Origin of the sequence: Melaminivora jejuensis, from assembly GCF_017811175.1 — a bacterium.
In the GTDB taxonomy this organism is placed as follows: domain Bacteria; phylum Pseudomonadota; class Gammaproteobacteria; order Burkholderiales; family Burkholderiaceae_C; genus Melaminivora; species Melaminivora jejuensis.
Genome location: NZ_JACWIJ010000002.1, coordinates 557,524 through 583,832, shown reverse-complemented (window position 1 = coordinate 583,832; position 26,309 = coordinate 557,524). Strand labels below are relative to the sequence as shown.

Genomic DNA, 26,309 nt, shown 5'->3' with positions numbered 1-26,309 from the left:
ATGAGGGTTGGGATTTCGGGTATTGGTGGCGGAACACGGAACCGAACCCGCGTCCGAGTATGAGGTTCTTTAGAAAAGCACTGATCTTGAGGGTGCTCGCCTCTATCAAATGGCCGTTTTGCATCGCGAAAAATACAGGCTGGGTCGGCGCAGGGTTGCCGCAGTCCCAAAATGGGACTAAACTGCGACCCATGCGAGTGATTGCCGCGTCCACCCTTCGAGCCTTCTGGGAGCGCCATCCCGACGCGGAGCAGCCGCTGAAGGCTTGGTACGAAGAAGCCACGAGTGCGACTTGGTCTCAGCCCGCAGACATCAAGTCGCAGTACCGCAGCACCAGCGTGCTGAAGAACCGTCGCGTGGTCTTCAACATCAAAGGCAATGACTACCGGCTGATCGTGGCGATTGCATACAAGTTGCAGATCGTCTACGTGAAGTTCGTCGGCACCCACAAGGATTACGACGCCGCCGACGCAGAAACCGTTGAAATGGCCTGACCGGCCACGGAGGAAAACATGGACATCCGCCCCATCCACACCGAAGCAGACTACAAGGCCACGCTCAAAGAGATTTCGGCCTTGATGGAGTCCGACCCTGATCTGGGCACGCCGGAGGGTGATCGCCTGGATATCCTCGCCACGCTGGTGCAAGCCTACGAGGCCAAGCACGTGCCCATCACCGCGCCTGATCCGGTGGAAGCCATCAAATTCCGGATGGATCAGAGCGGTCTGTCCGTCAAAGATCTTGAGCCGATCATCGGCAAAAGCAACCGCGTCTACGAAGTCCTGAGCCGCAAGCGCCCGCTGACGCTGGCCATGATCCGACGACTGCACAAGAGCCTAGGCATCCCGGCCGATGTGCTGATTGCGGAAACGGCCGCAGGTTGACATCCTCCCCGCCCTAAAGAGCGGGGATTCCTGCTGCCAGACGGCGATGCCCCGCCGCGAGAATGTTTCTTGCGGCATTCACGTCGCGGTCGTGTACCGCGCTGCAGTCGCTGCAAACCCATTCTCTTATTCGCAAACCTGCTCTACCTTTCGGACTGCTGGCGGGAATGCTCCCGCAGCACGAGCAAGTCTGGGTTGTGTACTTTTCGTCCACGATTTCAAAGACGACACCGGCCTGATGGCACTTGTAATCCAACATCGTCTTGAGCGATGACCATCCCGCATCCAGCGTGCTCTTGGCCATCCTGGTTTTGACCAGCTTGGCGCTGGCCACATCGCCTACAAAGATCGCGCCATAGTCTCGCACCATGGCGGCGCTGAACTTGTGCAGCATGTCCTTGCGCTGGTTGGCAATTTTTGCGTGGATGGCACGTACGCGCTGTTTTTTGTGTGCCCGCTGGGCGATGCCCAGCTGGCATTCGAGTCTGCGGTAAAAGCGCCCTTCGATGCGTTCGCCCGTGGAGGCCACCGCCGCCTCTTTCAGCCCCAGGTCGATACCGATACTGGCCGTGCCCGCGCTGGCCTTGGCCTGTACCTTGACGACGACATTCAAGTACCAGCGGCCCCGGCTGTCTTGGCTGAAGCTGCCTGCACGTAGCTCGTAATCCATCAGGCCGTAGCTGTCCCAGAGGCTGAATTTCTGGCCAGCAAAGGCAATTTGCCCCGCTTTGTATTGCAAGGCCCGCGCCTTGAATGGAATCCAGCCCAGGCTGTATTTGCTGGACTTCGGGTTGGAGACGCGCCAGCGCAGCTTGGCCTTCTTGAACTGCTTGCGTGCCTTGGCATAGTCCTCGCAGACCTGCTGCACGGTGGGCGAGCCAATCAACACACCATCGCACTTGCTGAATCCGTTGGTCAGCTTTTGCAGGTCGTAGCCCGAGAGCCATTCGCGGCGCTCTCGGATGGCTCGGTGGCTGGTTTCATTGCAGAAATTCCAGACCTGATTGACCTCACGCGCCATCGCGGCCAGCACGCGAGCGTGCTTGTCCTTGATGCGCAGGCGCAGGGTCTTGGTGCAATCCATGCCTTGAATTATCATTGGTCTATTAAATTAAGGCAAGAAAAAGTATGGGCCGACCACGCAAGCTAGATAGCGATTTACGCCACGGAAGACATTGCGTGTTCGTGCTTCATGTTCACTTGATATTCGTAACCAAGTATCGGCGCAACGTATTCAGGAAAGAGCATCTCGATGCCATGCAATTGATCCTGGCAAGCGTGTGTAAGGATTTTGATGCCCAGCTGGTGGAGTTCAACGGCGAGCGGGAACTTCTCAAAACCCATCCGCTCTCTTCCTGACCCGAGAAGCCTGACCCGCCCCTTGCCATGATCACGCCCCGTAGCGCCCTGAAGTTCGATCTGTTCGCCGAGGCCTCGCGCCAGCACAAGAGAGACGAGGTGGGCGATCCGCTGCAGGTGATCGCGCGGCACATCGACTTCGGAGCCCTGGCCGGGCTGGTGGATGCCTTGATCGAGCGTGGCGATGGCCGCAAGGGCGGGCGGCCCGCCTACCCCACCGAGGTGATGGTGCGCATCCTGGTCTTGAAGCGCCTGTACAACCTGTCCGATGAACAGATGGAGTACCAGTTGCTGGATCGGGCGAGCTACCAGCGCTTTTGCCTGCTGCAGGATGCGATGAACGTGCCGGACTGCAACACGATCTGGCGCTTCGGCGAGCGGCTGGGCGTGGATGGGGCCACGGTGCTGTTCCAGGCAGTGGATGCGCAACTGCACCGCCATGGCTACATGGCCCGGGGCGGACAAGCCATCGATGCTACGCTGGTGCCCGCGCTGCGCCAGCGCCTGGACAGGCAGGAGCGCGAGGCCCTGGCCGAAGGCAGAACGCCCGATTGGAGTGAAGCCGAGCGCCGGCAAAGGGATGTGGATGCCACACACACGAAAAAGCACGGCAAAAGCTACTTCGGCTACAAGCTCAGCGTGAGCGTGGACCTCAAGCATGGCTTCATCCGTCGCATCGCCACGGGCACAGCCAGCGAGCACGACGGACACCACTTCGACGAGGTGCTGGACATGCACAACACCGGGCGCAGCGTGCACACGGACAAGGCCTATGCGAGCCGGCAGCGTCGGCAGATGCTGCAAGTGCTGGGCTTCGTGGACGCGATGCAGCGCCGGGCCCAGCCGGGCCAGCCCCTGAGCGAGTGCCAGAAGCGGCGCAACCAGCGCATTGCCAGCAAGCGTGCCCGGGTCGAACATGCGTTTGCCGGCATCCGGCACATGGGCGGCAAGTTCGTGCGCACGATCGGGCAGGCGCGCGCCACGGTGGCGATGACGATGATGGCTGCCTGCTACAACATGAAGCGCTTGGCCTCGTTCCTTGAGCGAGGCGTGGATGCGTTCTTCAAACCGGCAACCACCAAGGCACAGGTGCGCCTGCAAACGGCGAAAGCCTGAGCCATCGGGGCTGCAAGGCCCCTCAATGCACGAGGTGCAGACCGCCGTAAGGCCTCATCGCGCATTCAAAACGGCTGGCGTCCAATCGTGCCTATTCGGATCCGTCAATCATGGGGTTGTGAGAGGTTCCCGAGCATGACCATGTGCATTTGCTGATCAACTACCCGCCCAAGGTGGCTCTGTCCAATCTGGTTGCCTCGCTCAAGGGGTGTCGGCAAGGCTGCTGCGCCAGCAGTTTGGGGATTTCCATCCATGGCTCAAGCGCAGGGGCGTTCTCTGGTCGCCGTCCTACTTTGCTTCAAGCTGTGGCGGGGCTTCGATAGACGTTCTTCGGCAGTACATCGAAGAGCAACAAACGCCCCATTAGGCCGCCTGCGGCGTCCGCGCTCTCAACCCCGGCCTGAACGCCGAGGCTTCCCGCGCATTTGGTGATCATCGAGCACTGAGCTTGGCTTCCACGGTGAACAGCGTTGTCATGGGTCATCTGCTGAGGAGAAGAAGATGCACTACCCCGTGATGACTGAACGGCAACTTGCCTTCCGCTGGAAGATCAGCCTGAAAACCCTGCGGCGCTGGCGCCTTGATGGCGAGGGGCCAGTCTGGCACAAATTGTTTCAACACGTCCGTTACCACGAGGCGGACGTTCTCGAGTTCGAACGCCAGAGCGCCTAGCACTGGACGGCGATCTTTGGAGATGGTGAGCGTGTCCCGCGCGCTGTGACTCATCCCCCGAAGGCCGAAGGCGACCCTCAACCTTCCGATGCCACCGAGCCCGAACTGCAGTACATCAGTGTCAAGGAGATCGTCGAGGCGACCAGCCTGCCTGCGCACCTGTTCACTGACCGAATCGAGCGAGAGCGCAAGCGCATCCCACATCTGCTGCTGGTCAGGAACCTGCGTTTTTCGATGGATGCCATCCTGCAATGGGAACTGGCGAACAGCGTTCGGGGTGGCGTACCGGAAGCTGTGGTGCAAATCGTCGAACCAGAGCCTGAACCGGACGCCTCGGGTCGTGTGCCGCGCTGGCATGAACTCGTGAGGGAGCAGGACGGAGAACGGTGCGATTCCGTTCGGTAGCCTGAACAGATGTCCCTTCTTTTGGCCCAAAGTCCACCGTTTCGGCCATTTGTCCCTTGAAGGCGGAACACGGAACCGAACCCGCGTCTGCAATCCGAACCAGATAGTAACGCCTTGGCCTTGAGGGCGTGGATTCGACGATTTGGCCAAATCAGTCCGCCAGTTCGTAACCCGTGCTGCGCCCTCCACCCGGTGTTTTCTGGAGGACACCAAGTTCAAGAAGCTGCGTGATGTCGCGCAGCGCCGTGTCGGGCGAGCACTTGGCGATGGCCGCCCACTTGCTGCTGGTCAGCTTGCCGTCAAAGTCATCGAGCAGACGGTTGAGTAACTTCACCTGCCGCTCGTTCAGCGGCATGCCTGCCCAGCGTTGCCAGAAGCGCGCCTTGATCAGTACGGCATCCAATGTCGTCTGCGCACTGGCAATGGCGCGCCCAAGCGTGCCGAGGAACCACGACAACCAGCCGGTGACATCAAGCGTGCCCTTCTGCGTGCGTTCCAGGACGTCGTAGTAGTCCTTGCGCTCGCGTTGAATCTGGGCCGACAGGCTGTAGAAACGTTGCGGACTCCCGTCGGCGCGGGCCAGAAACAGGTCGCCCACGGCGCGGGCGATGCGTCCGTTGCCGTCATCGAAGGGGTGCAACGTGACGAACCAGAGATGTGCAAGGCCTGCTTTGACCAGTTCCGGCAAGTCGTTCTGTTCGTTCGCCCACTGCACGAAACGCGCTGTTTCCTCAGCCAGCGCACTAGCGGGCGGTGCCTGGAAGTGAACCTTGCGCCGACCTACTGGGCCGGACACCACCTGCATGGGTCCATCGCCATCATCGCGCCACTGGCCGATGGCGATTTTGTTCATGCCCGAGTACCCGGTCGGGAACAGCGCTGCGTGCCACCCAAACAGGCGCTCGGCGGTCAGCGGATCTGCACCACGTGACGTGGCATCAAGCACCATCTCGACCACACCCTCGACATGCCGGTCTACCGGGGCCACTGCGCCGATGTCCACGCCTAGACGCCGAGCAATGGACGAGCGCACGGACTCCACGTTTAGCACTTCGCCTTCAATTTCGCTGGTCTTGACCACGTCTTCGGTCAACGCGGCCAGACTGGCCTGATCGCGCAACGCCATGCCCACATCGGCCATTCGCCCCAGCAGGAGCCCCTGAGCACGACTGACGTCGGTCAGTGGCCCGGTCAACGCCGAAAGGTCGTAACGCCACTGCGGCCAATCATCTGCCTGCCAGATGTAGAGCTTTTCTCCGTCATTCATGCGGAGATTACACACCCAATTCGCCGCAGAGGCAATACATTCCACGCATTAAATGCGGAGAATAAACACCCATTCACCGCACGCCTGGGTGCACCGAATCGCTAAGGATTTGTCCGTAAATTAAAATTCTCCCGAGTCGCCCGTGATGCGACGAAGGAGCGATAAATGGCCAAGGCGCATGCCAATTCGTGGGAGGTAACGGACGAGTTCTGGAAACTGGTAGAGCCGCTGGTGCCACAGCCAGTGCGCGATCCAGGCAAGCACTACGAACGCGCAGCCGGGGCGGGCCGCCCCGCAAAACCGCCACGGCTGGTGTTCGAGGCCATCATGTATGTGCTGCGCACAGGCTGCCAGTGGAAGGCGCTGCCGGCTGAACGCTTTGGCAGCGCCAGCGCGATCCATCACAAGTTCATGCTGTGGTCCAAGGCCGGGTTCTTCGAGAACCTGTGGAAGGCAGGGCTGGCCGAATACGACGACTGTGAAGGCATCGCCTGGCGCTGGCAGAGCATCGACGGCGCCATGTTCAAGGCGCCCTTGGCGCAGCAAGCTGTGGGGCGCAACCCGACGGATCGGGGAAAAAAAAGGCAGCAAGCGTCACCTGCTGGTGGACGGGCGTGGCGTCCCGTTGTCGCTCGTCGTGACCGGGGCGAACGCGCACGACGTGACGCAACTTGAGGCCGTGTTGTCTTGCTGCATGGTCAAACGCCCCACGCCCAAGCAGCGGCGCAGCAAGCACCTATGTGCTGATGCGGGCTACCGGGGCAAGAACGCCATGAAGATCATTGTGGCCCACGGCTATATCCCGCATGTGGTGGGCCGCAAAAGCGAGGCAGAGCACAAAAAGCGTGATCCGAAGAAAAAAGCGCGCCGTTGGGTTGTGCAGGCTTGCCATGGCTGGTTCAACCGGTTCAGGAAATTACTGGTGCGCTACGAGAAGCTGGAGCACACGTTCCTCGCACTCAACCATCTCGCCGCCGCCATCATCGCGCTGCGGAAAATCCACCTGCCCGTTAATATTATTTACGGATAAATCCTAAGTGGCCCGCTCGTTGGTTTGGCTTGCCGACGAAATACATACGGCTGGTGTCACCATACCAGCCGTCCTTGATGACCGCCACGTCAATGTTGACGATGTCGCCGTCTTTCAGAATTTGCCCTACAGAAGGGATGCCATGGCAAACCACATGATTGAGCGACGCGCAAATGGTTTTCGGGAACCCCTGGTAGCCGACGTTGGCCGGGATTTCTTTCAGCACATCGACGATGTAGCGATGGCAAAGACGATCCAGTTCATCGGTGCTGATCCCAGGCTGAACGTGTTCGGCAATCATCGCCAAGACTTCGGGCTCCTCGTCGATTCGTGTGGATCCCAACACCCACAATTGGCCCCTGGGGCAACACTGAGTAGATCAGAAGAAAGATGCAAACCGACATGAGCGCAGGAGCAGGGATCGAGGCGTTGTTCACCACGGCACTGGGCCTGCAGCCGCCCTGGGAGGTGGTGCAGGTGCAGCTTGAGACGGCCCGCCGGCGCATCGACTTTGAAGTGCACTGCAGCGCCAAGCGCCTGGCTTGCCCGCACTGCGGCCTGGCCGAGCAAGGCATCCACGACCGGCTGCGCCGCTGCTGGCGCCACCTGGACTTCTTTCAATACGAAGCCTGGCTGCACGCCGACGTGCCGCGCGTGGCCTGCTCGGGCTGCGGCAAGACGGCGCAGGCGCCTGTTGCCTGGGCCCGGGAGGGATCGGGTTTTACGGCCTTGTTTGAAGCGCTGGCGCTGTCGCTGTGCGCGCAGATGCCGGTGCGCCAGGCGGCTGAGCTGCTGCGCTGCTCGGACAAACAGCTGTGGCTGCGCATCGAGCACTACGTCGGGTGCGCTCGCCACGGCGACGACATGAGCGGCGTGCGCCGCATCGGCATCGATGAGACCAGCCTGCGCAAGGGGCACAACTACATCACCGTGGTGCATGAGCTGGAGGCCAAGCGGCTGCTGTTTGCCACCGAAGGGCGCGACCATGAAACGGTGCACGCCTTCGTGCAGGACTTGCAGGCGCACCAGGGCGATCCCGCCAAGATCGAGCATGTCTGCCAGGACATGAGCGGCGCCTACCTCAAGGGGGTGAGCCAGGTGCTGCCCCAGGCGGCCATCAGCTACGACCGCTTTCACGTGGTGGCCCTGGCCGGCCAGGCCATGGACGAGGTGCGCACCAGCGAGTGGCGCAGCCACCCCAAGGCGGTCACGGAGCTCTTTGGTGACAAGGACAGCGAAACCCGCAAGGGCTTGATGTGGGGCATGCGCAAGAACCCGCAGGGCTGGACGGCCAGGCAAGCCGCCGCCATGCACTGGCTGCAGCGCTCGCATCTTCAGTCTGCCCGTGCCTGGCGCATGAAGATGAGTTTGCGTGAGGTGTACGCCAGGGCGCGTGAACACAACGACTCGGGCAGCGCGCAGCTTGAGCTCAGGCGCTGGCTCAGCTGGGCCAGGCGAAGCCGCCTGAAGCCCTTTGTGCGTCTGGCCAAGACCATCACCGAACACTTCGATGGCGTCGTGCGGGGGATGCTGGACAACCGCTCCAACGCCTATGTGGAGGCCATGAACGGGCTGCTGCAGCAGGTCAAGCGGGCGGCCCGGGGCTTTCGCACAGCCAAGAACTTCATCGCGATTGCGCATCTGCGCATGGGCCGGCTCAAGGATTTGCCGCAAAGCCCATTCAAGATGGCTGAGCCTGGCAATGACACGGGCTACCGCCATGTGTAGTGCCTGTCAGATTCCACACGAATCGACGAGGAGCCATTTTTGATTACTCGAACTCAAAATTTATTCTTCATACGGTCTCTTTACAAATCCATGAGTGAATGATTATTTTTCTGTCAGACTTCATTTGTATCGAAAGGCCATTGCACGAAATTGATCTCATCCACTAGGAACGACGACTCTTGATTCAACGCAGGGCTTCGTCACGAAACCCTGCCTGTCGGCTGTCATTCCCGCGGTTTGCGCATCAAAACGAAAGCCGCGGGAATCACAAACAGCGACAGTAACGGCGCCGTCACCATCCCGCCGAGCATCGGGGCTGCGATACGGCTCATGACTTCGGAACCCGTGCCACTGCTCCAGACAATGGGAACTAGGCCAGCCAGGATGACCGCTACAGTCATGGCCTTGGGCCGCACACGCAGCACGGCGCCATCTCGGATCGCGTCGAGTAGTTCTTCCCGCGTCGGGCTTCGCCCATCGGGGCAACGTTCCGCTAAGGCGTGCTTCAGATAGATGAGCATCACCACGCCGAACTCCGCCGCGACACCTGCCAGCGCGATGAATCCCACGCCGGTGGCGATGGACAGGTTGTAGTTCAACAGGTACAGGAACCAGATGCCCCCGTGAGCGCGAAGGGCAAGGTCGCCATGATCAAGGCCGCTTCGTCCACACGCGCGAAGGTCAGGTACAACAGAATGAAGATGATCAACAGGGTGGCGGGCACCACGACCTTCAGGCGTGCATTGGCCCGCTCCATGTATTCGAACTGCCCGGAGTAGGTGATGCTCACCCCCGGCTCCAGCTTGACCTGCCGTCCGATCGCACCGCGCAATTCGTTGGCCACCGAGGCAAGGTCACGGCCGCGCACATCGACGTAGACCCAACCGGAGGGACGTGCGTTCTCGCTCTTGAGCATGGGCGGACCATCGGTGATGACGATGCGCGCCACCGTGCCCAGCGTGATCTGCTGCCCCATGGGGGTGAAGATGGGCAGTTGCTTCAGCCTTTCCGGTGAATCCCTCCATTCACGCGCGTATCGCAGATTGATCGGGAAGCGCGCCAGCCCCTCCACGGTCTCCGAGACGTTTTCACCACCGACGGCGCCGGCAACGACCGCCTGCACATCGGCCACGTTCAGCCCATAGCGTCCAGCCGCCAGGCGGTCGATCTGCACGTCCACATACCGGCCGCCGGTCAGCCGCTCCGCCAACGAGGACGACACGCCTGGAACACCCTTCGCGACCTGCTCCACCTCTGCCGCGATGCGATCGATCACATGCAGGTCGCTGCCTGTCACCTTGACGCCGATCGGGCTCTTGATGCCCGTGGCCAGCATGTCGATGCGGTTGCGGATCGGCGGAATCCAGATGTTGGACAGGCCGGGAATCTTCACGGCCCGGTCCAGCTCCTCGACAAGTTTCTCGGGCGTCATGCCGGCACGCCACTGCTCCCTCGGCCTGAGCTTCACCGAGGTTTCGAACATTTCCAGCGGCGCGGGGTCGGTCGCGGTCTCCGCACGGCCCGCCTTGCCGAACACACGCTCGACCTCGGGCACGGTCTTGATCATGCGGTTGCTGAGCTGCAGCAGCTCCGTGGCGCGTTGCGCCGACAGTCCCGGCAAGGCCGACGGCATATAGAGCAGATCCCCCTCATCCAGCCGGGGCAGGAATTCGCCTCCAAGCCGGGCCAGCGGCCAGGCCGTGGTCGCCAGTGTCAGCACCGCGACCAGCAAGGTTGCCTTGGGCCAGCGCAGCACCCACTCCAGGCTGGGCCGGTAAACCGCGATCAGCATGCGGGTGATGGGATTCTTCTGCTCATCAGGAATGCGTCCGCGAATCCAATAGCCCATGAGCACCGGGATCAGCGTCACCGACAGCCCGGCCGCCGCCGCCATGGCATAGGTCTTGGTGAACGCCAGCGGCCCGAACAGACGCCCCTCCTGGGCTTCGAGGGTAAAGACGGGGATGAAGGACAGCGTGATGATCAGCAGCGAGAAGAACAGCGCCGGACCGACTTCCTCCGCGGCCCGCGTGATCACCTCCCACCGCTCCTTGCCCTGCAATGGCTGACCGGGGTGCGCGTGCTGCCAGGCTTCAAGCTTCTTGTGCGCGTTCTCTATCATGACCACGGCTGCATCCACCATCGCGCCTATGGCAATGGCGATGCCGCCCAGCGACATGATGTTGGCGTTGATGCCCTGGTACCGCATGACGAGGAAGGCCATCATCACCCCCAGCGGCAGCGAGATGATGGCCACCAGCGCCGAGCGCAGGTGCCACAGGAACAGCACGCAGACCAGCGCCACGACCAGAAACTCCTCCCCCAGCTTGATGGTGAGGTTGCGGATGGCGCGCTCAATCAGCGCACTGCGGTCGTAGGTGGTGACGATCTCCACCCCTGCGGCAGGCTGGCCTGCAGCTCGCCCAGCTTGGCCTTGACGGCGGCAATCGTCTCCTGGGCATTCTTGCCCGAACGCAGGATGACCACGCCGCCGGCGACCTCGCCCTCGCCATCGAGTTCGGCGATGCCGCGCCGCATCTCCGGCCCGATCTGCAGCGTGGCCACGTCGCCCAGGCGCACCGGCACGCCGCCGCGCGCCACCAGCGGCACGGCACGGAAATCATCCAGGGTTTTCAGGTAGCCGCTGGCGCGCACCATGTATTCGGCCCCCGACAGCTCCAGCACGGAGCCGCCAGTTTCCTGATTGGCGGCCACCAGCGCCGCGCGCACCTGCTCCTGGCTCAGTCCGTAGGAGGCGAGCTTGACCGGGTCGAGCACCACCTGGTACTGCTTGACCATGCCGCCCACCGAAGCTACCTCTGCCACATTGGGCAGGCTCTTGAACTCGAACTTCAGAAACCAGTCCTGCAGCGCGCGCAACTGCGCCAGATCATTCTTGCCCGTGCGATCCACCAACGCGTACTGGAAGATCCAGCCCACCCCCGTAGCATCGGGCCCCAAGGCCGGCTTAGCCGTGGCCGGCAGGCGTCCCTGAACCTGGTTCAGGTACTCCAGCACCCGCGAGCGCGCCCAGTACAGGTCGGTGCCATCCTCGAACAGGACATAGACGAACGAGTCCCCGAAAAACGAAAAGCCGCGCACCGTCTTGGCCCCCGGCACCGACAGCATGGTCGTTGCCAGGGGATAGGTGACCTGGTTTTCCACGATCTGCGGCGCCTGGCCGGGGTAGCTGGTACGGATGATGACCTGCACGTCGGACAGGTCCGGCAAGGCATCCACGGGCGTGCTGCGCACGCCCCACACCCCCAAGCCGTAAGCATGGCCGTGGCCAGCAGCACCAGAAAGCGGTTCGCCACCGACCAGCGGATCAATTTGGCAATCATGGCTTGATCCCTTCGATGGCGGTGATCACGTAGTCCTCTCCCTGCTTGGAGAAGGTAAAGCGCACCTGTTGCTTGGGTGCCAGGCCTGCGGCGAGGCGGGGGTCGGCCAGCTTGAAGCCCATGGTCATGGCGGGCCACTTGAGGGCGGGGATGGCGTCATGCGCCAGCGTCAGCTCGGCAGTGGAGACTTCTTCCACCACACCGCGCACCGTGTAGGCCGGGGCCGCGCCATGCGCCCCATGCTCCGGCGTCGCCCCCGGCGATGCGGGCAACAGGCCGCGCAGGCTGGCCTCGGAGTCGATCAGGAACTGTGCCGAGGCCACCACCTGCTGCCCCGCCTCCAGTCCACCTTGCACCACGAGTTGGTCGCCGATCTCCGCCCCAGCTGCACCTCCACGGGGTGGAATTTGCCAGGGCCATCGACCACATAGGCCAGGGCGCGCTTGCCGGTGCGGATGACGGCTTCGCTGGGAACCAGCAGTGCGGGCTGCTCGCGGCCCTGGAGCGTGATCTGGCCGGACATGCCGGCCTTCAGGCGCTGGCCGGGGTTGGCCAGTTCCAGCCGCACGCGCACCGTGCGCGTGTCGCTGTTGGCCTGCGGCAGGATGCTCACGATGCGCGCCCGCAGCACCTCGCCGGGAAACGCCGCCAGGCGCACCTGGGCTTCTTGCCCCAGTTGCAGCGGGCCGCTTTGCGCCTCGGGTACTGCGGCCTCGATCCAGACGGTGCCCAGGCCATTCACGCGCGCCAGGCTTGCGCCCGCAGAGATAGTCATGCCCTGGCGCACCATGAGCTCGGCCACCAGCCCGCCCTGGGGCGTGGTCACGGTGTAGACGCCCCTGGGCTCGCCCGTGCGCTCCACCTGGGCCACCAGGGCCTGCGGCATGCCCAGCAGCAGCAGCCTTTGCCGGGCGGCCGCCGTCAGCGACTCATCCTTGAGCGCACGCACCGCCAGAAATTCGCGCTGCGCCGCCACCCATTCCGGCAGCAGCAGATCCGCCAGCGGCGCGCCGGCCGCGATCACATCGCCCGGCGCGCGCGCATAGACCCGCTCCACAAAGCCGGCGGAGCGCGCCTGCACGATGCTGACATCGCGGTCGTTGAGCAGCACCGTTCCCACCGCGTCCACATCGGAGCCTATGGCGCGCTGCACCACCTCGGCCGTGCGCAGACCCAGCGCCTGCACGGTCTGGGCCGATACGCTCAGGCCCACGCTGTCCTGGGCATCCTCGTCGGCATACTTGGGTACCAGATCCATGTCCATGAAAGGAGACTTGCCGGGCTTGTCGAACTTCTGCGTCGGCGACATGGGGTCGTACCAGTACAGCACCTTGCGCTCGGCCGCCGCGCCGGCTTGGGGCACTGTCGTATTCCCAGCGTGTGTGGTATCGGTGCGCCATTGGGCCAGGCCCCAGCCCGCGGCCACGCCGATAGCGATCAGCGTCAGGCCCGCGAGGGATTTTTTCAGAGAGTTGTTCATGGTGATGGGCTCCACTAATCGGCGATCAGGCTGTTCAGGCGCGTCGTCACGCCATCGCGCTGGGCTTGCAGGTCAATCAGGCGCAGGCGTGCCTCCAGCACCTGGGCGCGCGCGCCGAGCACGGCGCTGAGGTCGCCCTTGGCGGAGCGGTAATTGCTCAGCGCAAGCTCCGCGCGCCCCTGCGCCAACTGCAGCCCGGTGGACTGCAGGCGCTCGATCTGGCTGTCCAGGGCCTGTAGTTCGGCCGCGCTGTCGTCGAGCTCCTGCAGGTGCTTGCGGGTCACGTCTTCCTGTTCAGCCTCCAGGCGCTCCAGCTCGCGCTGCTTGGCCTGGATCATCGGGGTCTGGCGCCGCTCCTTCTGCCAGGGCAGGTCGAAGGTCAACTGGAACGACACCATGTCGCCCCAGCGACGATCGCGTCGGGTATAGGCAACTTCCCAAGACCAATCGCCACGCGCCTCCGACTGCGCCTCGTGGGACTCCGCCCGTGCCATGCTTTGCATGGTCGGGTACAGCGCCAGCTCGGCATGGCTGGACAGCTCGGCGCGCAACTGCGCAACGGGATGGATGAGCGGACCGGTGCCGCCCTGCAGCGATTCGTCGGCGCGCGGCCCGACCCAGCGCCGCAGCATGGCTCGTGCCTTGGACCGGTCGCGCTGCAGGTCGTCGCGCCGGTCCGACAGCGCCAGCGCCTCCTGCTGCGCGGTCAGCAGGTCGCCCGCCTGAGCCGATCCGCCCGCCACCCGCGCGAGTAGGCTGTCTTGCAGGCGCCGGTTCTCGGCCAGCAGTTCCGCGAGCAGTTGATCACGCTGTTCCACGGCCTGCGCGGCAATCCACGCCAGGCCGAGCTCCTGCCGTATCTGCAGGCGTTGCAAGACCAGCGCCGCGCGCTCGCGTTCCACGCGCGCCTGGGCGCTGGCCACCTTGGCCGCACGCTTGGCTTGGTTGGGAACCTCCTGCATCAGGGCCAGGCGCTGCCCGGTCATGGATTCGCGCGTCAGGCTCCAGCGGTCCATGCCGCTGATGGGGAAGCTTTCGAGGCCGATGGAAAGCTTGGGGTCCGGCAGCGTGCCGGCGGCCTTCTGCGCGGACTCGACCGCATCGATCTGCAATCGCTGCGCGGAAACGCGCGGGCTTTGCTGTTCAGCGATTTCCCTCGCTTCGACAAAGCTGAGCGCGTAGGCCCCGCTGGCGGCGAGCATGCTGCCGGCCAGGGCGATGCTCAAAACGCTCAGTCGATGCGTCCATGTGCGGCACGAGGTCGCACGCACTACGCCACGGCCAGGCGCGGGGCGACGCTCGCCGGGAGCGCCGGAGGAAGAAATAAGCATGATGGTCCTCGAAATTGATAGCCACGAAGTCACGTGTTCTGCCGTGCCAATGCACGGCCGGCACGACTTGGTGTGTCAATTACGCAGGACTTGGAAAGTGAGATGGAAGGGGAAAGAGCCCGTTCGGTGGTCGAGCCACGCCGGATCAGCCCTGGCGTCGGTCGATGATTGCGGGTCGGGCACCACTGGAAGCAGGTAGGCAATCCAGACCGCATGCGCCGCCGCAGTAGATGGAATGTCCAGTCCTTGCGGAGACGGCGCGGGCTTGCCGTCACCGCTGCAATGGGCACGGCACAACTGCGGAGACTCGTCGTCCATCGTCCCTGGCATGGCATGGCAGTCCGGCATGGCGGACATGCCGGCGGCTTCGTCCATGGCCATGCCCGCCATCTGCATCGATGCCGCGTGCGTATCCGCATCCAGCTTGGGGCAGGCATACATCGCCAGCGCCATCTGCGAGAACAACAAGGTCACGACGAGGCCGCCGACGATTCGGCGGCCCCACTGTGTGACGATGCGTCGGATGGAAACCATGGTGGGATGTTCGCTGTGCTGGATGTGTGACAACTTGCCGCGGATCAGAGAGCCGTCCCGGGAAGGAAGTGCCTTCATGGCCCATCTACCCGCAGGCGGCCCAGTCACCGCGCATGCGAGGTCACCGAATCCCTGGATTCATTTCACCGGAATCCAACTTGTCGGCGCGTCTCGATCTCGGCCAGTCCGAGAACGCGAGCACGTACAGTGCGATCAGGTTGACCATGGGGACGATCATCAGCAGGCCGAGCCAGCCGGAAAAGCCCGCCTTGGCAAAGATCTTCCAAAACGGCAGCACGATCACCACCGCACCCAGCAGCATCGTCAGCCAGTGGGCACCCAACCACCACCCCATATCGTTCATATACATTCCGTTCATCATGATCGGTAACCTCTCTTTGATTGTTTCGATGCGGGTTAACCTCGTGCGCGCCGCAGCCGCAGCGCGTTGAAGATGACAGAGGCCGAGCTCAGGCTCATGGCCAGCGCTGCAATCAATGGAGACAGCAACCAGCCCGTGATGGGATAAAGCACGCCGGCGGCGATGGGCACGCCGATACCGTTGTAGATGAAGGCGAACAACAGGTTCTGGCGCATGTTGCGCACGGTGTCGATGGAGATGTCGCGCGCGGCGGCGATGCCGCGCAGATCGCCCTTGACCAGGGTGATCTGGCCGCTGTTCATGGCCACGTCGGTGCCGGTGCCCATAGCGATGCCCACGTCGGCCTTGGCCAGGGCAGGTGCGTCGTTGATGCCGTCGCCGGCCATGGCGACGACGTGCCCCTCCTTCTGCAGCCGCTCCACCAAGGCCAGTTTGTCGGCCGGCTTGACTTCGCCATGCACTTCGTCGATGCGGAGCTTGGCGCCCACCGCCCGGGCCGTGGTCAGGCCGTCGCCCGTCGCCATGACGATGCGCAGGCCACTGTCGTGCAGCGTCTTGATGGCGTCGGCCGTGGTGGCCTTGATCGGGTCGGTGACGGCCAGGATGCCTGCCAGCCGCCCGTCCACGGCCAGGTGCATCACGCTGCCACCCTCGCTGCGCAGGCGCTCTGCGTCCGCCTTGAGCGCATCGGTGGCCACGTTCTCCTGCTGCATCAAGGCGGTGTTGCCCAGCACCAGATGCTTGCCTTCGACCGTGCCGCGCACGCCGATGCCGCTGCCCGATTCGAAGTCGTCGGCCTTGGTCAGGCTCAGCCCTTTGTCCCGCGCGGCGCGGACGATGGCATCCGCCAGCGGGTGCTCGCTGCCCTGATCCAGACTGGCCGCCAGGCGCAGCACCTCATCCGGCGTGTAGCCCGGGTCGGCGACGGCGGTGTCGAAGGCCGGCTTGCCTTCGGTCAGGGTGCCGGTCTTGTCCACGATCAGCGTATCCACTTCGCGCATTTTTTCGATGGCGCCGGCATCGCGGAATAGAATCCCCTGCGTTGCCGCGCGGCCGGTGGCGACCATCACGGACATCGGGGTCGCCAGGCCCAGCGCGCAAGGGCAGGCAATGATCAGCACCGCCACGGCGTTGATCAGGCCGAACACCCAGCTCGGCTCGGGGCCGAAGAATCCCCAGACGAAGAAGGTCGCGATTGCGATCAGCACCACCACGACCACGAACTTGCCGGCCACCACGTCGGCCATGCGCTGCATCGGCGCCTTGGAGCGCTGGGCATTGGCCACCATCTGCACGATCTGCGACAGCATGGTGGCGGCGCCGACCTTCTCCGAGCGCATCACCAGTGCGCCGCTGGTGTTCATCGTGGCGCCGATCAGGCCATCGCCGGCGCGCTTGGTCACCGGCACGGGCTCGCCGGTGAGCATGGATTCATCGACGGCACTGCTGCCCTCGGTCACCACGCCATCGACGGGCACTTTCTCGCCGGGCCGCACGCGCAGCAGGTCGCCGACGTGAACATGGTTCAAAGGCACGTCCTCCTCGCTGCCGTCGGTATTGATGCGGCGCGCCGTCTTGGGGGCCAGGCCGAGCAGAGCCTTGATGGCCGCCGAAGTCTGCGAGCGCGCCTTCAATTCGATGATCTGACCCAGCATGGTCAGCGAGATGATGACGACCGCCGCCTCGAAATAGACGGCGACGCGGCCGTGGGCGATAAACGAGTCGGGAAACACGCCGGGCGCGAGGGTGGCGACCACGCTGTAAACAAAGGCGGCGCCGGTGCCTAGGCCGATCAGCGTCCACATATTGGGGCTGCGGTTGACGATGGACTGCCAGCAGCGGACAAAGAATGGCCATCCCGTCCACAACACTACCGGCAGCGACAGCACCAGCTCGACCCAGGTCTGGGCCTTCATGTCGAACCAGCCGAGGCGGTGGCCGAACATGGCCAGGATGGTGACCACCACGGTCAGCGGCAGCGTCCACCAGAAGCGGTGCTGGAAATCGATTAGTTCGCTGTTGTCCTCCTCATCCAGCGGAATCACCGCTTCGAGCGACATGCCGCATTTCGGGCAATTGCCGGGATGATCCTGCTGCACTTCCGGGTGCATGGGGCAGGTGTAGATGGTGCCCGCCGGGGCCTCCATGGGCACCGCGGCAGAAGTTGCCGGGGTCTGTTCGCCTGCGGTATGGCCGTGGTGATGCAGGTGTTGGTTCATGCCCATGCCTTTGTTGAGTTATCTCGATTCTTGACCTTGCCATCGCGGCAAGGTCAAGTCCCTTTCCTTGTGGACGCATTCGGTCCGCATTGGCCCATGCCCCGATGGCTATCGGGACAAAGACTGGCGGTACTGGACATTGATTTCGTCGTGGCGGCGCCGTATCTCTGGCGGCCATTGCGCCTTGATCCATGACAGCACGGCCACGATCTCGTCGTCGCTCAATACTCCACCATAGATGGGCATCGCCGTACGGTAGTCGGGCTGATTGATCAATTGGGCCAGTCCCTGCTTAGTGATGGCGAACAGTTGCTCGTCGGGATGGTGCCAAGTGTGGCCGCTGGGATCGTGCGGCGGCGCAGGAAGCAAGTCATCCGATCCACGATCACGCCAGTTGGGCTGGCCCTCGCCCTTGGCCCCATGGCAAGCCGCACACTGCTGCGCGTAGATGCGGGCGCCGACGCGCAGCACCTGGGGATCATCGGGACGCAGGCTGTGCAGCGGCGTCGCCTGCCGCTCACCGGCGCGCAGGGAAAAGTAACCCGCCCCTGCGACCAGCAGCAAGGCCAGCAATCCTACGGCCCCCAGGATCAGCGGTTTCAACGTCATCGCAACTTCCTTGATTTCATGCTGATGGTCACATTCTGGTCATCGGATGCGTCGCTCAAGACTGGACCCATGCGCCCCAGCGCGGAATGAAACGCGGGACATGCTGCGCATACTCCTGCCAAGCCTGTCCAAAACGACGTCCGCTTTCCTGCTCCTCGTTGTGCGCCAGGCGGGCATACATCACCACAAGCACCGGGAACATCAACAGCGTCAGCAAGGTCGGCCATTGCAGGAGAAAGCCGAACATGATCAGCACGAAGGCGATGTACTGCGGATGCCGCACCCGAGCGTAAACACCGGTGCGCGCCAGCCGCCCCTGCCGCTGGGCCTCGTAGAGCACGGGCCAAGCCGCGGCCAGCAGCCAGAAGCCACCGCCAATGAACAGGTAGCTGAGAATGTGGAACGGCCCAAGGTGCGGATCACCGCCCCAGCCGAACAGCAGCTCCAGCAGGTGACCGGCGTTGTGGTTCAGCAGGTCCACACCCGGGAGCTTCTGGCCCAGCCAGCCCGACAGGAAGTAGATGGTCAGCGGGAAGCCATACATCTCCACGAACAGCGCCACGATGAACGCTGTGAACGCCCCGAAACTGCGCCAGTCGCGCGCGCTGGCCGGCTTGAAGAAGCTGAAGGCGAACATAACGAAGATCGCCACGTTGAGCACCACCAGAGTCCACAGGCCATACGACGATCCCGTGTGCTCCATGGCGTCAGCCCCTGTCGGAGTTTTGTCCAGTGCCCTGGCCAGTGGTTCCGGAGCCACCACCGTGGCCGCCATGACCACCATGGCCTTTGTGCATGAAGACATGCATCAGCGGGCAGGCCAGCAGGAAGGCATAGGGCCACCATTGCGCCAGGTGGGCACGGTGTTCGGTCCATAGGAAGTACCCGGCGACGGCGCCGAACACGAGCAGGCCGATGGCATAGCGCGAGCGCCAGAACCCGCCGGTCTGCACACTCTGCGGATGGGATGCATGGTCATGGGTCATGACGGCCTCCTCACTTTGTGCCGGGAGTGGGGGTTTGCGGCATGGACATTCGATCCATCATCATCTGCATCATCGACTCCATCATGGCCATGCGCTTTTCCATCATCTGCGGGTCGTGCTGCATGCCAGCCATACCGGCGGGTGGGTTGCCCGATGCCATCTGGCCGTGCATCGACTTCATCATGCGCATGCCGTCCTGCATGGTCTTCATGTGTTCGGCCATCAACGCCTGGCGCTCCTGGGGCGTCTTGGCGGCTGCCATCTTCTCGTGCATGGCCTGCATGGCCCGCATGTGCCGATCCATGGCGGCCATGTCGCCCGAGCCCATGGGCTGGCCGGGCGATGGCAATGCCGCCGAAGGAGCCGGTGCCGCGGTAGCTGCTGGGGCGGCAGCGTCCGCCGGGTGGTGGTCCTTGTGCTCGTCGGAGCCTTGTGCCAGCACACCCATGGAGGCGGCGGCGACACAGAAACCGATCAGGGAATGGCGAATGTGAATCATGATGCTTCCTTCTGGCCGTGGATGGACTCGGGCAGCCGCGTCCGGCGGCATGGTGCGGTTGTGACCTTGCTCAGCGCACGGGCTGGATGTCGGTGACGATCATCTTCCCGCCTTCCTGGATGACCATGAATTTGACCTTGTCGCCGGGCTTAAGGTTGGTGAGCTGGCCCTTGTCACGAACGGTAAAGACCATGGTCATTCCGGGCATGTCCAGATTCTTGATGTCCCATGCTTGAGGGTGATCTTGCTGTTGTCCAGATCGACCTTCTTGACCTCGCCATCGGTCATGGAGTCCGATGCAGGCGCCGCGACCTGACCTGTACTGGGACTGACCTGGGCATGGCCCGCCATCGGCAGGGCAACGCCCATAGCCAGGGCGGAGATGGTGAGCAGACGTTGGATGGTTTTCATGGTGACCTCTGGGTAAATGGATGGATCTATGGCTGGGCCGGCTGTAGTCGGCGTTTCAGGCCATCACTTGCGGCCCACCTTGATGGCGCCCTTCATACCGGCCTCATAGTGGCCAGGCATCAGGCAGGCGAAGTTCACGGCTCCCGCCTTGGTGAACTGCCAGACGATTTCACCCTGCTTTCCCGGTGCGAGCGTGACCTTGCCGGGTTCGTCGTGCTCCATGTCCGGGAACTTCTTCATCTGTTCCAGGTGCTCCAGCAGTTCCTTCTCAGTGCCCAGGCTGAGTTCGTGCTTGACCTGGCCGACATTCTTGACAACGAAGCGTACGGTTTCGCCCTGTTTGACCTGAATGTTTGAGGGCGTGTAACGCATGTTGTCGCTCATTTCGATGGTGATGGTGCGACTGGCCTTGGTGGCGACACCAGGCTTGCCAATGGCCGTCTCGCCACCCTCATCATGGCCGTGACCGCCCGCATGGTTGCCGCTGGCGAAGGCCGCCCCCGATGTGGCCAGTGCAGCCATGGCGAAGAATTGCGAGATGGTGGTTCGTGTGAATTTCATGGGTGGTCTCTCGTTGAAAATGGAAGGGGAAACTCAATGCTCGCCATGCGAAGTGGGCTTGCGTACCTTGACTTCGGTCGGCGTTGCCGGCTTGCGTGCGCGCGGCATAGATTGGCCGCCCTCGGCGCTGAAGCGCGCCGGCTCGGCCATGAGGCCGGTGTACTCATGCGCCACCGTGCCTGCCGGATGCTTGTACCAGCCCGGATCCTTGTAGTCGCCCGGCTTCTGGTCACGGCGTACCTTGAGCACGCTGAACATGCCGCCCATCTCCACCGAGCCGAACGGCCCCTGGCCGGTCATCATGGGCACGGTGTTGTCTGGAATGGGCATTTCCATCTCCGTCATGTCGGCCATGCCGCGCTCGCCCATGACCATGTAGTCCGGAATCAGCTTGTTGACTTTCTTGGCAAGGCCGCTGTGATCCACGCCGATCATGGTTGGCACGTCGTGGCCCATGGCGTTCATGGTGTGGTGGCTCTTGTGGCAGTGGAAGGCCCAATCGCCTTCCTCGTCGGCGACGAACTCGATCTGGCGCATCTGCCCCACTGCCACGTCGGTGGTCACCTCGGGCCAGCGTGCGCTTTTGGGCGTCGGGCCGCCATCGGTACCCGTGACCACAAACTCGTGGCCATGCACGTGCATCGGGTGATTGGTCATAGTGAGATTGCCCATGCGAATGCGCACCTTGTCGTTGAGGCGCACGTTCAGAGAGTCAATGCCGGGAAACACGCGGCTGTTCCATGTCCACAAATTGAAATCCGTCATTTCCGCGACCTTGGGCGTGGCGGCGCCCGGCTCAATGTCATACGCGCTGAGCAGGAAGCAGAAATCCCGCTGCACCTCGTCGATCAGCGGGTGCTTGGCTTTCGGGTGCGTGACCCAGAAGCCCATCATCCCCATGGCCATTTGCACCATTTCGTCGCCGTGCGGGTGGTACATGAACGTGCCGGGGCGGCGCGCCACGAACTCGTAGACAAAGGTCTTGCCGGCCGGAATGGCCGGCTGCGTCAGACCGGTTACGCCATCCATGCCGTTGGGCAGGCGCTGGCCGTGCCAGTGAACACTGGTGTGCTCGGGCAGCCTATTGGTCACGAAGATGCGCACACGGTCGCCTTCGACGACCTCGATGGTCGGGCCGGGACTCTGCCCGTTGTAGCCCCACAGGTGAGCCTTCATCCCTGGGGCCACTTCGCGCACCACCGGTTCGGCCACCAGGTGGAACTCCTTGATGCCCTGGTTCATACGCCACGGCAGCGTCCAGCCGTTGAGCGTCACCACTGGGTTGTACGGCCGTCCCGAATTGGGCATCAGCGGGGCCATGGTGTTTGGGCTAGTCTGAATCACCGGCTCGGGCAATGCCGCCATGGCGACACGGCTGACCGCGCCGGCCGCAACGGCGCCGCCAGCAATACCGGCAAATTTGAAAAAATCTCTTCTGGATGTCATGGCAATCGTCTCTGCATCAGTGTCCGGCACCCGCGTCGCTGGGGGCGCTGGTGGTGACCGACAAGGTGGTGCTCGTGGGGCGCCCGATCACGGAGGCCTGCAGGGCGGCGTCGGCCAGCCAGAACTGCTGCTGTGCGTCGATGGCAGCGGAGACGGCGCTGACCTGATCGCGCGCATCGGCCAGCAGCTCGAAAACGCTGATCAGCATGCCGTTGTAGCGAAGCTGGTTTTCCTCCGAGATCACCTTGCGCAGCGGCACCACTTCATCGCGGTGGTGGCGGGCCACGTCGTAGGCCGTGCGGTAGGCCGAGTAGCTTTCCCGCAGGCTGGAGCCTGCTGCGCGCACGGTGGCTTCGAGCTGGTTGGCTGCGGCCAAGGTCCGTGCGTTCATCGCATCACGCTGTATCCCGCCCCAATCGAAGATCGGAAGGCGTACGGCGATTTCCCAACCACGCGCGGTCGAACGGGTGCCCTCGGCGCGATCCCAGCTGGTATTGCGACGCCCCTCCAACTCGATGTCAGTGAAGCTGGTCACCAGGTTCAGACCCTGGGCCTTGGCCGCGCTATCCAACGAGGCCTGCGCCAGCCGAATGTCCAGGCGCGCTCTGGAGGCCTGCGTGGCAACAGCCTGCGGCTGCAGCGGCTCTTTGGGAAGGTCGGGGAGTCGCTCGGGCAGGCGAAGCGCTTGCGCCTGGGCCTCATCGAGCCCAAGCAGGCGCACGAGTTCTTCCCGGCTGGCCGCGACCTGGTGTTGGGCCGTGCTCAGTCGAGTGGCGGCATCTGCATAAAAAGCCTGCTCGCGCGCACGGGTGATACGGTTGAAGTTGCCCACGCCCTGCATGCGCCGGGCCAATTCGGCGCCCGCTTCGGCGCTGTCATAGACCTGCTTGGCATACTGGAGCGTCTGCTGTGCGGCCACGGCCCGCACCCAGGCCTGGCGCACGCGCGTGACCTGATCCACCACGTCGCTGGTCAAACGCAGCTGCGACTGCTCAATGCGCCGGGTGGCAATGCCGTGCCGGGCCGGCAGGGTCAACAGATCCAGCAGGCCAAAGGAGAGCGCACGCCCCAAGTCCAGCTCGGTGCCGGCCGTCATGCGCTCAAAACTGAAGATGGGGTTGGCAATCCGCCCCACCTGCGCGGCATCGGCCGACTCCGCCCAACCCTGCGCCAGCAGGGCCTGCAGGGACGGGCTGTTCACCAAAGCCAGCTGAACGGTTTCTTTCTGACCCAGAGGCTGCGCCAGCAGGGCTTGGGCGGCCTGCGCTCGCTGGTCGCGTTCCTCCTGGGTACGAGCCAGGGCGAGCTTGCCTTCGGTGAAGCTGCCAGCCTCGTCGTTGACGCGGCCGATGTTCTGCTCCAGGCTGACGCTGGCACAGCCTGTCAGCACCGCCAGTCCGAGTGCAGACAGGCCCCATTTGGCGTGAGTGGCACGCAAACGCATCATGGCTTGTCTCCCCCGTGATGGCCAGAATGCGGGTCGCTGGCGGGAGCAGCATCCTTGGCGGACGCGGGCTCGCCCGTCTTGATCTCTTTGGCATAGCTGCGCCAGCCGCCAATCTCGCCCACACGATCATTGGCTTCGCGCCAGGATTGCACCTGTTGATCCGCATAGGCCTGGTACGCACCGATGGCGGACGAATACTGCAGCTTCGTCGGCAGTGAAGGCTGGGGGGCTTCGGTATCTGCCGGGGCTTGTGCAAAAGCCGCCCCTGCGAACAACGCCAGTGCCCAAGGCAACAGGGCCCTGAAGGATGGCAGGTGATGGGAATGGGCCATGGTCTCCTCTGAAAGCATCTTTGATCTCACGTCGGAGATTCTGGAAAGCCCGCCCTTTCAGCAAGATGTTTGCAACATTACATTCTTGTCAGCTTCGTGTTGGCAGCCATCCAACGCGGCACACTGATGTGGGAACCTTTAACGGAGCATGCGGGTGAAGATACTGATCGTCGAAGACGAGCCCAAGACGGGTGAATATTTGCGCCAGGGCTTGAGCGAGGCCGGGTATGTCGCGGACCTGGTGCCCCATGGTACCGATGGGCTGCACATGGCCTTGCACGGTGCCTACGACCTCGTGATCCTGGATGTCATGCTGCCCGGGCTGAACGGCTGGCAGGTGCTGCAATCGCTGCGCGAGCGCGGCCTGCAAATGCCAGTGCTGTTCCTGACCGCACGCGACCAGGTGGAAGACCGCGTCAAGGGACTGGAGCTTGGCGCCGACGACTATCTGGTCAAGCCGTTCTCGTTTGCGGAACTGCTGGCCAGGGTGCGCATCATCTTGCGCCGCGGCCCGGCGGGCAACGAAGGCACCCTATTGCGTGTCGCCGATCTGGAGCTGGATCTGCTGCGCCGCCGGGTCTCGCGCAACGGCAAGCGCGTGGACCTGACGGCCAAGGAGTTCGGCCTGCTGGAACTGCTGATGCGTCGCCACGGCGAGGTGTTGCCACGCTCCCTGATCGCATCGCAGGTGTGGGACATGAACTTCGACAGCGACACCAATGTCATCGAGGTGGCGATGCGACGACTGCGCATGAAGATTGACGAGGGCCACTCGGTCAAGCTCATCCAGACCGTGCGCGGCATGGGTTATGTGCTCGACGTTCCGCAGGAGGAGTAGATGGCGTTGCGGGTTCGTTGGGGTCAGTTGCCGCTGACGCAGCGCCTGACCCTGCTATTTACCGCGGTGGCGGCCTCGGTGGTGCTGGGGCTGGGCGCCTTGTTCTTGGTAGAAACCGAGCGGCATTTCGTCGAGCTTGATCGGATGGCGCTGCAAGACAAGCAACACCTGATCGAGGATATTCTGCGCAATGCCAACTCGGCGGACGACGCTCGCCGGCGACTGGGCGAAGCGCTGAGCTATCACCATGATCTCTACGCCCAGGTCCAGGATGGACAAGGAGCGGTGGTCTTTCAATCCCGAGGGTTCATCCCCACCATGCGCGGCGACAAGACCCCGCACGCCGGTGAAAACCAGGTGTTCGGGGTATTGCGGCACGACGGTGCCCGGTTCCATACACTGGTCTTCAAGGCCCCCCTGCCTACTCCAGCCCCCCCTGATGGTCTGGATCGCTGCGGATACGGATCACCACACGCAGTTTCTCGACCGCCTGCGGCGCAGCCTCGCCCTGTATGTGCTCGCCGCCATCGCCATCTGCGGCCTGCTCTCGTGGTTCGCCGCGCGCCAGGGGCTAGCGCCCTTGCGCGACATGAAGTCACGGGCCGCCAAGGTGACAGGCCAGAAGCTCGGCGAGCGCATGCCCGTGCAGGCCGTACCGGTGGAAATGGCCGACCTGGCGCAAGAGCTAAACCGTATGCTGGATCGGCTGCAGGAGGACTTCCAGCGCCTTACTGATTTCGCGTCGGACCTGGCACACGAGCTGCGCACCCCATCAGCAATCTGTTGACGCAAACGCAGGTGGCGCTGGCGACCAAGCGCGATGCCGCAACCTACCGCGACATCCTGGCATCGAACGCCGAGGAATTTCAGCGTTTGGCGCGCATGGTGTCCGACATGCTCCTGCTGGCCAAGACCGAGCGGGGCGTGGATCTGCCGCACAAGGAGCGGTTTTCCGCCCGCCAGGACGGGCTGGCGCTGCTCGACTTCTACGAGGCCGTGGCCGAGGAAAAGCGCATCCGGCTGCGGGTGGAAGGCGATGGCGAGATCGAAGGCGACCGCCTGATGTTTCGCCGCGCGGTCAGCAACCTGCTGTCCAACGCCCTGCGCCACGTTCCCGAGGCCGGGGATGTCACCATCCGCATCGCCGCCACAGCACAGGCCACGACAGTGGCCGTGGAGAACACCGGTGCCGACATCGACGCCAAGATTCTGCCCCGGCTATTCGACCGTTTCTACCGCGCCGATGCTTCCAGGCCCCATCCGGACACCGACGGATCAGGCTTGGGTTTGGCCATCACGCGCGCCATCGCCGAGGCCCACGGCGGCCGCGTCACCGTCACATCATCCAATGGACGTACATGCTTTGCCCTGGTGTTTCCGCATCGTGCGATCCAAGCATGACGCTGACCACGAGGAAAGCTGTCGGAAA

24 protein-coding genes and 6 pseudogenes are annotated in these 26,309 nt (G+C 63.4%); 11 read left to right on the top strand and 19 right to left on the bottom strand.

Annotation, left to right across the window (positions count from 1 at the left end):
• Positions 1-191: 191 nt before the first annotated feature.
• Positions 192-494 carry a type II toxin-antitoxin system HigB family toxin gene (locus tag IDM45_RS02985; RefSeq protein ID WP_209423980.1) on the top strand — a complete coding sequence of 101 codons (303 nt, stop codon included), beginning with the start codon at positions 192-194 and terminating at the stop codon, positions 492-494.
• Positions 495-512: 18 nt separating this feature from the next.
• Positions 513-884, top strand: a complete 372-nt coding sequence (locus IDM45_RS02980) for a helix-turn-helix domain-containing protein (RefSeq protein WP_031672505.1) — start codon at positions 513-515, stop codon at positions 882-884.
• Between the two features lie 13 nt (positions 885-897).
• Here the strand turns inward: IDM45_RS02980 and IDM45_RS02975 are convergent, their stop codons facing one another.
• A complete protein-coding gene (locus tag IDM45_RS02975) occupies positions 898-1,968 on the bottom strand; it encodes an RNA-guided endonuclease InsQ/TnpB family protein (protein ID WP_232653521.1) in 1,071 nt (356 codons plus the stop codon).
• A 44-nt stretch (positions 1,969-2,012) separates the two neighbouring features.
• Between IDM45_RS02975 and IDM45_RS02970 the strand changes: the two are divergent.
• The 5 genes and pseudogenes from IDM45_RS02970 to IDM45_RS02950 all read left to right on the top strand — a co-directional run.
• A pseudogene (locus tag IDM45_RS02970) lies at positions 2,013-2,231 on the top strand (transposase); the annotation flags it as partial.
• Between the two features lie 42 nt (positions 2,232-2,273).
• Positions 2,274-3,359, top strand: a complete 1,086-nt coding sequence (locus tag IDM45_RS02965) for an IS5 family transposase (RefSeq protein WP_209423978.1) — start codon at positions 2,274-2,276, stop codon at positions 3,357-3,359.
• 131 nt (positions 3,360-3,490) lie between these two features.
• Positions 3,491-3,726: pseudogene (tnpA, locus tag IDM45_RS02960) on the top strand (IS200/IS605 family transposase); the annotation flags it as partial.
• A 134-nt stretch (positions 3,727-3,860) separates the two neighbouring features.
• On the top strand, positions 3,861-4,031 hold the full coding sequence (locus IDM45_RS02955) for a helix-turn-helix domain-containing protein (RefSeq protein ID WP_209421557.1): 171 nt from the start codon (positions 3,861-3,863) through the stop codon (positions 4,029-4,031).
• Positions 4,032-4,076: 45 nt separating this feature from the next.
• A complete protein-coding gene (locus tag IDM45_RS02950) occupies positions 4,077-4,436 on the top strand; it encodes a hypothetical protein (RefSeq protein WP_209421556.1) in 360 nt (119 codons plus the stop codon).
• Positions 4,437-4,587: 151 nt separating this feature from the next.
• Here IDM45_RS02950 and IDM45_RS02945 read toward each other — a convergent pair whose 3' ends face one another.
• Complete coding sequence (locus IDM45_RS02945; protein ID WP_209421555.1) at positions 4,588-5,703, bottom strand: Fic family protein; 1,116 nt, start codon at positions 5,701-5,703, stop codon at positions 4,588-4,590.
• A 165-nt stretch (positions 5,704-5,868) separates the two neighbouring features.
• On the opposite strand from IDM45_RS02945, the gene IDM45_RS02940 reads away from it, so the two are divergent.
• Positions 5,869-6,733, top strand: a protein-coding gene (locus tag IDM45_RS02940; protein WP_209421554.1) for an IS5 family transposase whose coding sequence is annotated in 2 segments (ribosomal slippage) — positions 5,869-6,287 and positions 6,286-6,733 — 867 coding nt in all. Because the reading frame shifts where the segments join, the coding sequence is not laid out codon by codon here.
• A 4-nt stretch (positions 6,734-6,737) separates the two neighbouring features.
• Here the strand turns inward: IDM45_RS02940 and IDM45_RS02935 are convergent.
• Positions 6,738-7,085 (bottom strand): annotated as a pseudogene (locus IDM45_RS02935) (M24 family metallopeptidase); the annotation flags it as partial.
• Between the two features lie 50 nt (positions 7,086-7,135).
• On the opposite strand from IDM45_RS02935, the gene IDM45_RS02930 reads away from it, so the two are divergent.
• Positions 7,136-8,461 (top strand): ISL3 family transposase, encoded by a 1,326-nt coding sequence (locus IDM45_RS02930; RefSeq protein ID WP_209421553.1) that lies wholly within the window; start codon positions 7,136-7,138, stop codon positions 8,459-8,461.
• Positions 8,462-8,685: 224 nt separating this feature from the next.
• Here the strand turns inward: IDM45_RS02930 and IDM45_RS02925 are convergent.
• The 16 genes and pseudogenes from IDM45_RS02925 to IDM45_RS02855 all read right to left on the bottom strand — a co-directional run bounded on the left by IDM45_RS02925 (position 8,686) and on the right by IDM45_RS02855 (position 24,042).
• Positions 8,686-11,805, bottom strand: a pseudogene (locus tag IDM45_RS02925) (efflux RND transporter permease subunit).
• The gene (locus IDM45_RS18305) at positions 11,802-12,131 is read right to left on the bottom strand and encodes a copper-binding protein (protein ID WP_459213488.1); all 330 of its coding nucleotides are present in this window, start codon (positions 12,129-12,131) and stop codon (positions 11,802-11,804) included. The pseudogene IDM45_RS02925 and the gene IDM45_RS18305 overlap by 4 nt, the downstream one beginning before the upstream one ends.
• Positions 12,107-13,285, bottom strand: coding sequence for an efflux RND transporter periplasmic adaptor subunit (locus IDM45_RS02920; protein WP_233457466.1), 1,179 nt, complete (start codon positions 13,283-13,285; stop codon positions 12,107-12,109). Before IDM45_RS02920 ends, IDM45_RS18305 begins: the two co-directional genes overlap by 25 nt.
• 14 nt (positions 13,286-13,299) lie before the next feature.
• Positions 13,300-14,616 carry a TolC family protein gene (locus tag IDM45_RS02915; protein WP_209421552.1) on the bottom strand — a complete coding sequence of 439 codons (1,317 nt, stop codon included), beginning with the start codon at positions 14,614-14,616 and terminating at the stop codon, positions 13,300-13,302.
• Between the two features lie 75 nt (positions 14,617-14,691).
• Positions 14,692-15,228 (bottom strand): hypothetical protein, encoded by a 537-nt coding sequence (locus IDM45_RS02910; protein ID WP_232653532.1) that lies wholly within the window; start codon positions 15,226-15,228, stop codon positions 14,692-14,694.
• Between the two features lie 43 nt (positions 15,229-15,271).
• The gene (locus tag IDM45_RS02905) at positions 15,272-15,532 is read right to left on the bottom strand and encodes a hypothetical protein (protein ID WP_232653534.1); all 261 of its coding nucleotides are present in this window, start codon (positions 15,530-15,532) and stop codon (positions 15,272-15,274) included.
• Between the two features lie 35 nt (positions 15,533-15,567).
• On the bottom strand, positions 15,568-17,679 hold the full coding sequence (locus IDM45_RS02900) for a copper-transporting P-type ATPase (RefSeq protein WP_209423974.1): 2,112 nt from the start codon (positions 17,677-17,679) through the stop codon (positions 15,568-15,570).
• 180 nt (positions 17,680-17,859) lie between these two features.
• Positions 17,860-18,360 (bottom strand): c-type cytochrome, encoded by a 501-nt coding sequence (locus tag IDM45_RS02895; RefSeq protein ID WP_209421551.1) that lies wholly within the window; start codon positions 18,358-18,360, stop codon positions 17,860-17,862.
• 55 nt (positions 18,361-18,415) lie between these two features.
• The gene (locus tag IDM45_RS02890; RefSeq protein WP_209421550.1) at positions 18,416-19,063 is read right to left on the bottom strand and encodes a methyltransferase family protein; all 648 of its coding nucleotides are present in this window, start codon (positions 19,061-19,063) and stop codon (positions 18,416-18,418) included.
• 4 nt (positions 19,064-19,067) lie between these two features.
• Positions 19,068-19,346, bottom strand: a complete 279-nt coding sequence (locus IDM45_RS02885) for a DUF2933 domain-containing protein (protein WP_209421549.1) — start codon at positions 19,344-19,346, stop codon at positions 19,068-19,070.
• 10 nt (positions 19,347-19,356) lie between these two features.
• On the bottom strand, positions 19,357-19,845 hold the full coding sequence (locus tag IDM45_RS02880) for a hypothetical protein (protein ID WP_209421548.1): 489 nt from the start codon (positions 19,843-19,845) through the stop codon (positions 19,357-19,359).
• A 70-nt stretch (positions 19,846-19,915) separates the two neighbouring features.
• Positions 19,916-20,256: pseudogene (locus tag IDM45_RS02875) on the bottom strand (copper-binding protein).
• Positions 20,257-20,319: 63 nt separating this feature from the next.
• Positions 20,320-20,817 carry a cupredoxin domain-containing protein gene (locus tag IDM45_RS02870; protein WP_209421547.1) on the bottom strand — a complete coding sequence of 166 codons (498 nt, stop codon included), beginning with the start codon at positions 20,815-20,817 and terminating at the stop codon, positions 20,320-20,322.
• A 33-nt stretch (positions 20,818-20,850) separates the two neighbouring features.
• Positions 20,851-22,263 (bottom strand): multicopper oxidase family protein, encoded by a 1,413-nt coding sequence (locus IDM45_RS02865; protein ID WP_209421546.1) that lies wholly within the window; start codon positions 22,261-22,263, stop codon positions 20,851-20,853.
• Between the two features lie 16 nt (positions 22,264-22,279).
• The gene (locus IDM45_RS02860; RefSeq protein WP_209421545.1) at positions 22,280-23,710 is read right to left on the bottom strand and encodes a TolC family protein; all 1,431 of its coding nucleotides are present in this window, start codon (positions 23,708-23,710) and stop codon (positions 22,280-22,282) included.
• Positions 23,707-24,042, bottom strand: coding sequence for a hypothetical protein (locus IDM45_RS02855; protein WP_232653535.1), 336 nt, complete (start codon positions 24,040-24,042; stop codon positions 23,707-23,709). Before IDM45_RS02855 ends, IDM45_RS02860 begins: the two co-directional genes overlap by 4 nt.
• 154 nt (positions 24,043-24,196) lie before the next feature.
• On the opposite strand from IDM45_RS02855, the gene IDM45_RS02850 reads away from it, so the two are divergent.
• Together IDM45_RS02850 and IDM45_RS02845 are read left to right on the top strand one after the other, a co-directional pair.
• On the top strand, positions 24,197-24,880 hold the full coding sequence (locus tag IDM45_RS02850; protein WP_209421544.1) for a heavy metal response regulator transcription factor: 684 nt from the start codon (positions 24,197-24,199) through the stop codon (positions 24,878-24,880).
• A pseudogene (locus IDM45_RS02845) lies at positions 24,881-26,281 on the top strand (heavy metal sensor histidine kinase). It abuts the gene before it with no gap.
• Positions 26,282-26,309 lie beyond the last annotated feature (28 nt).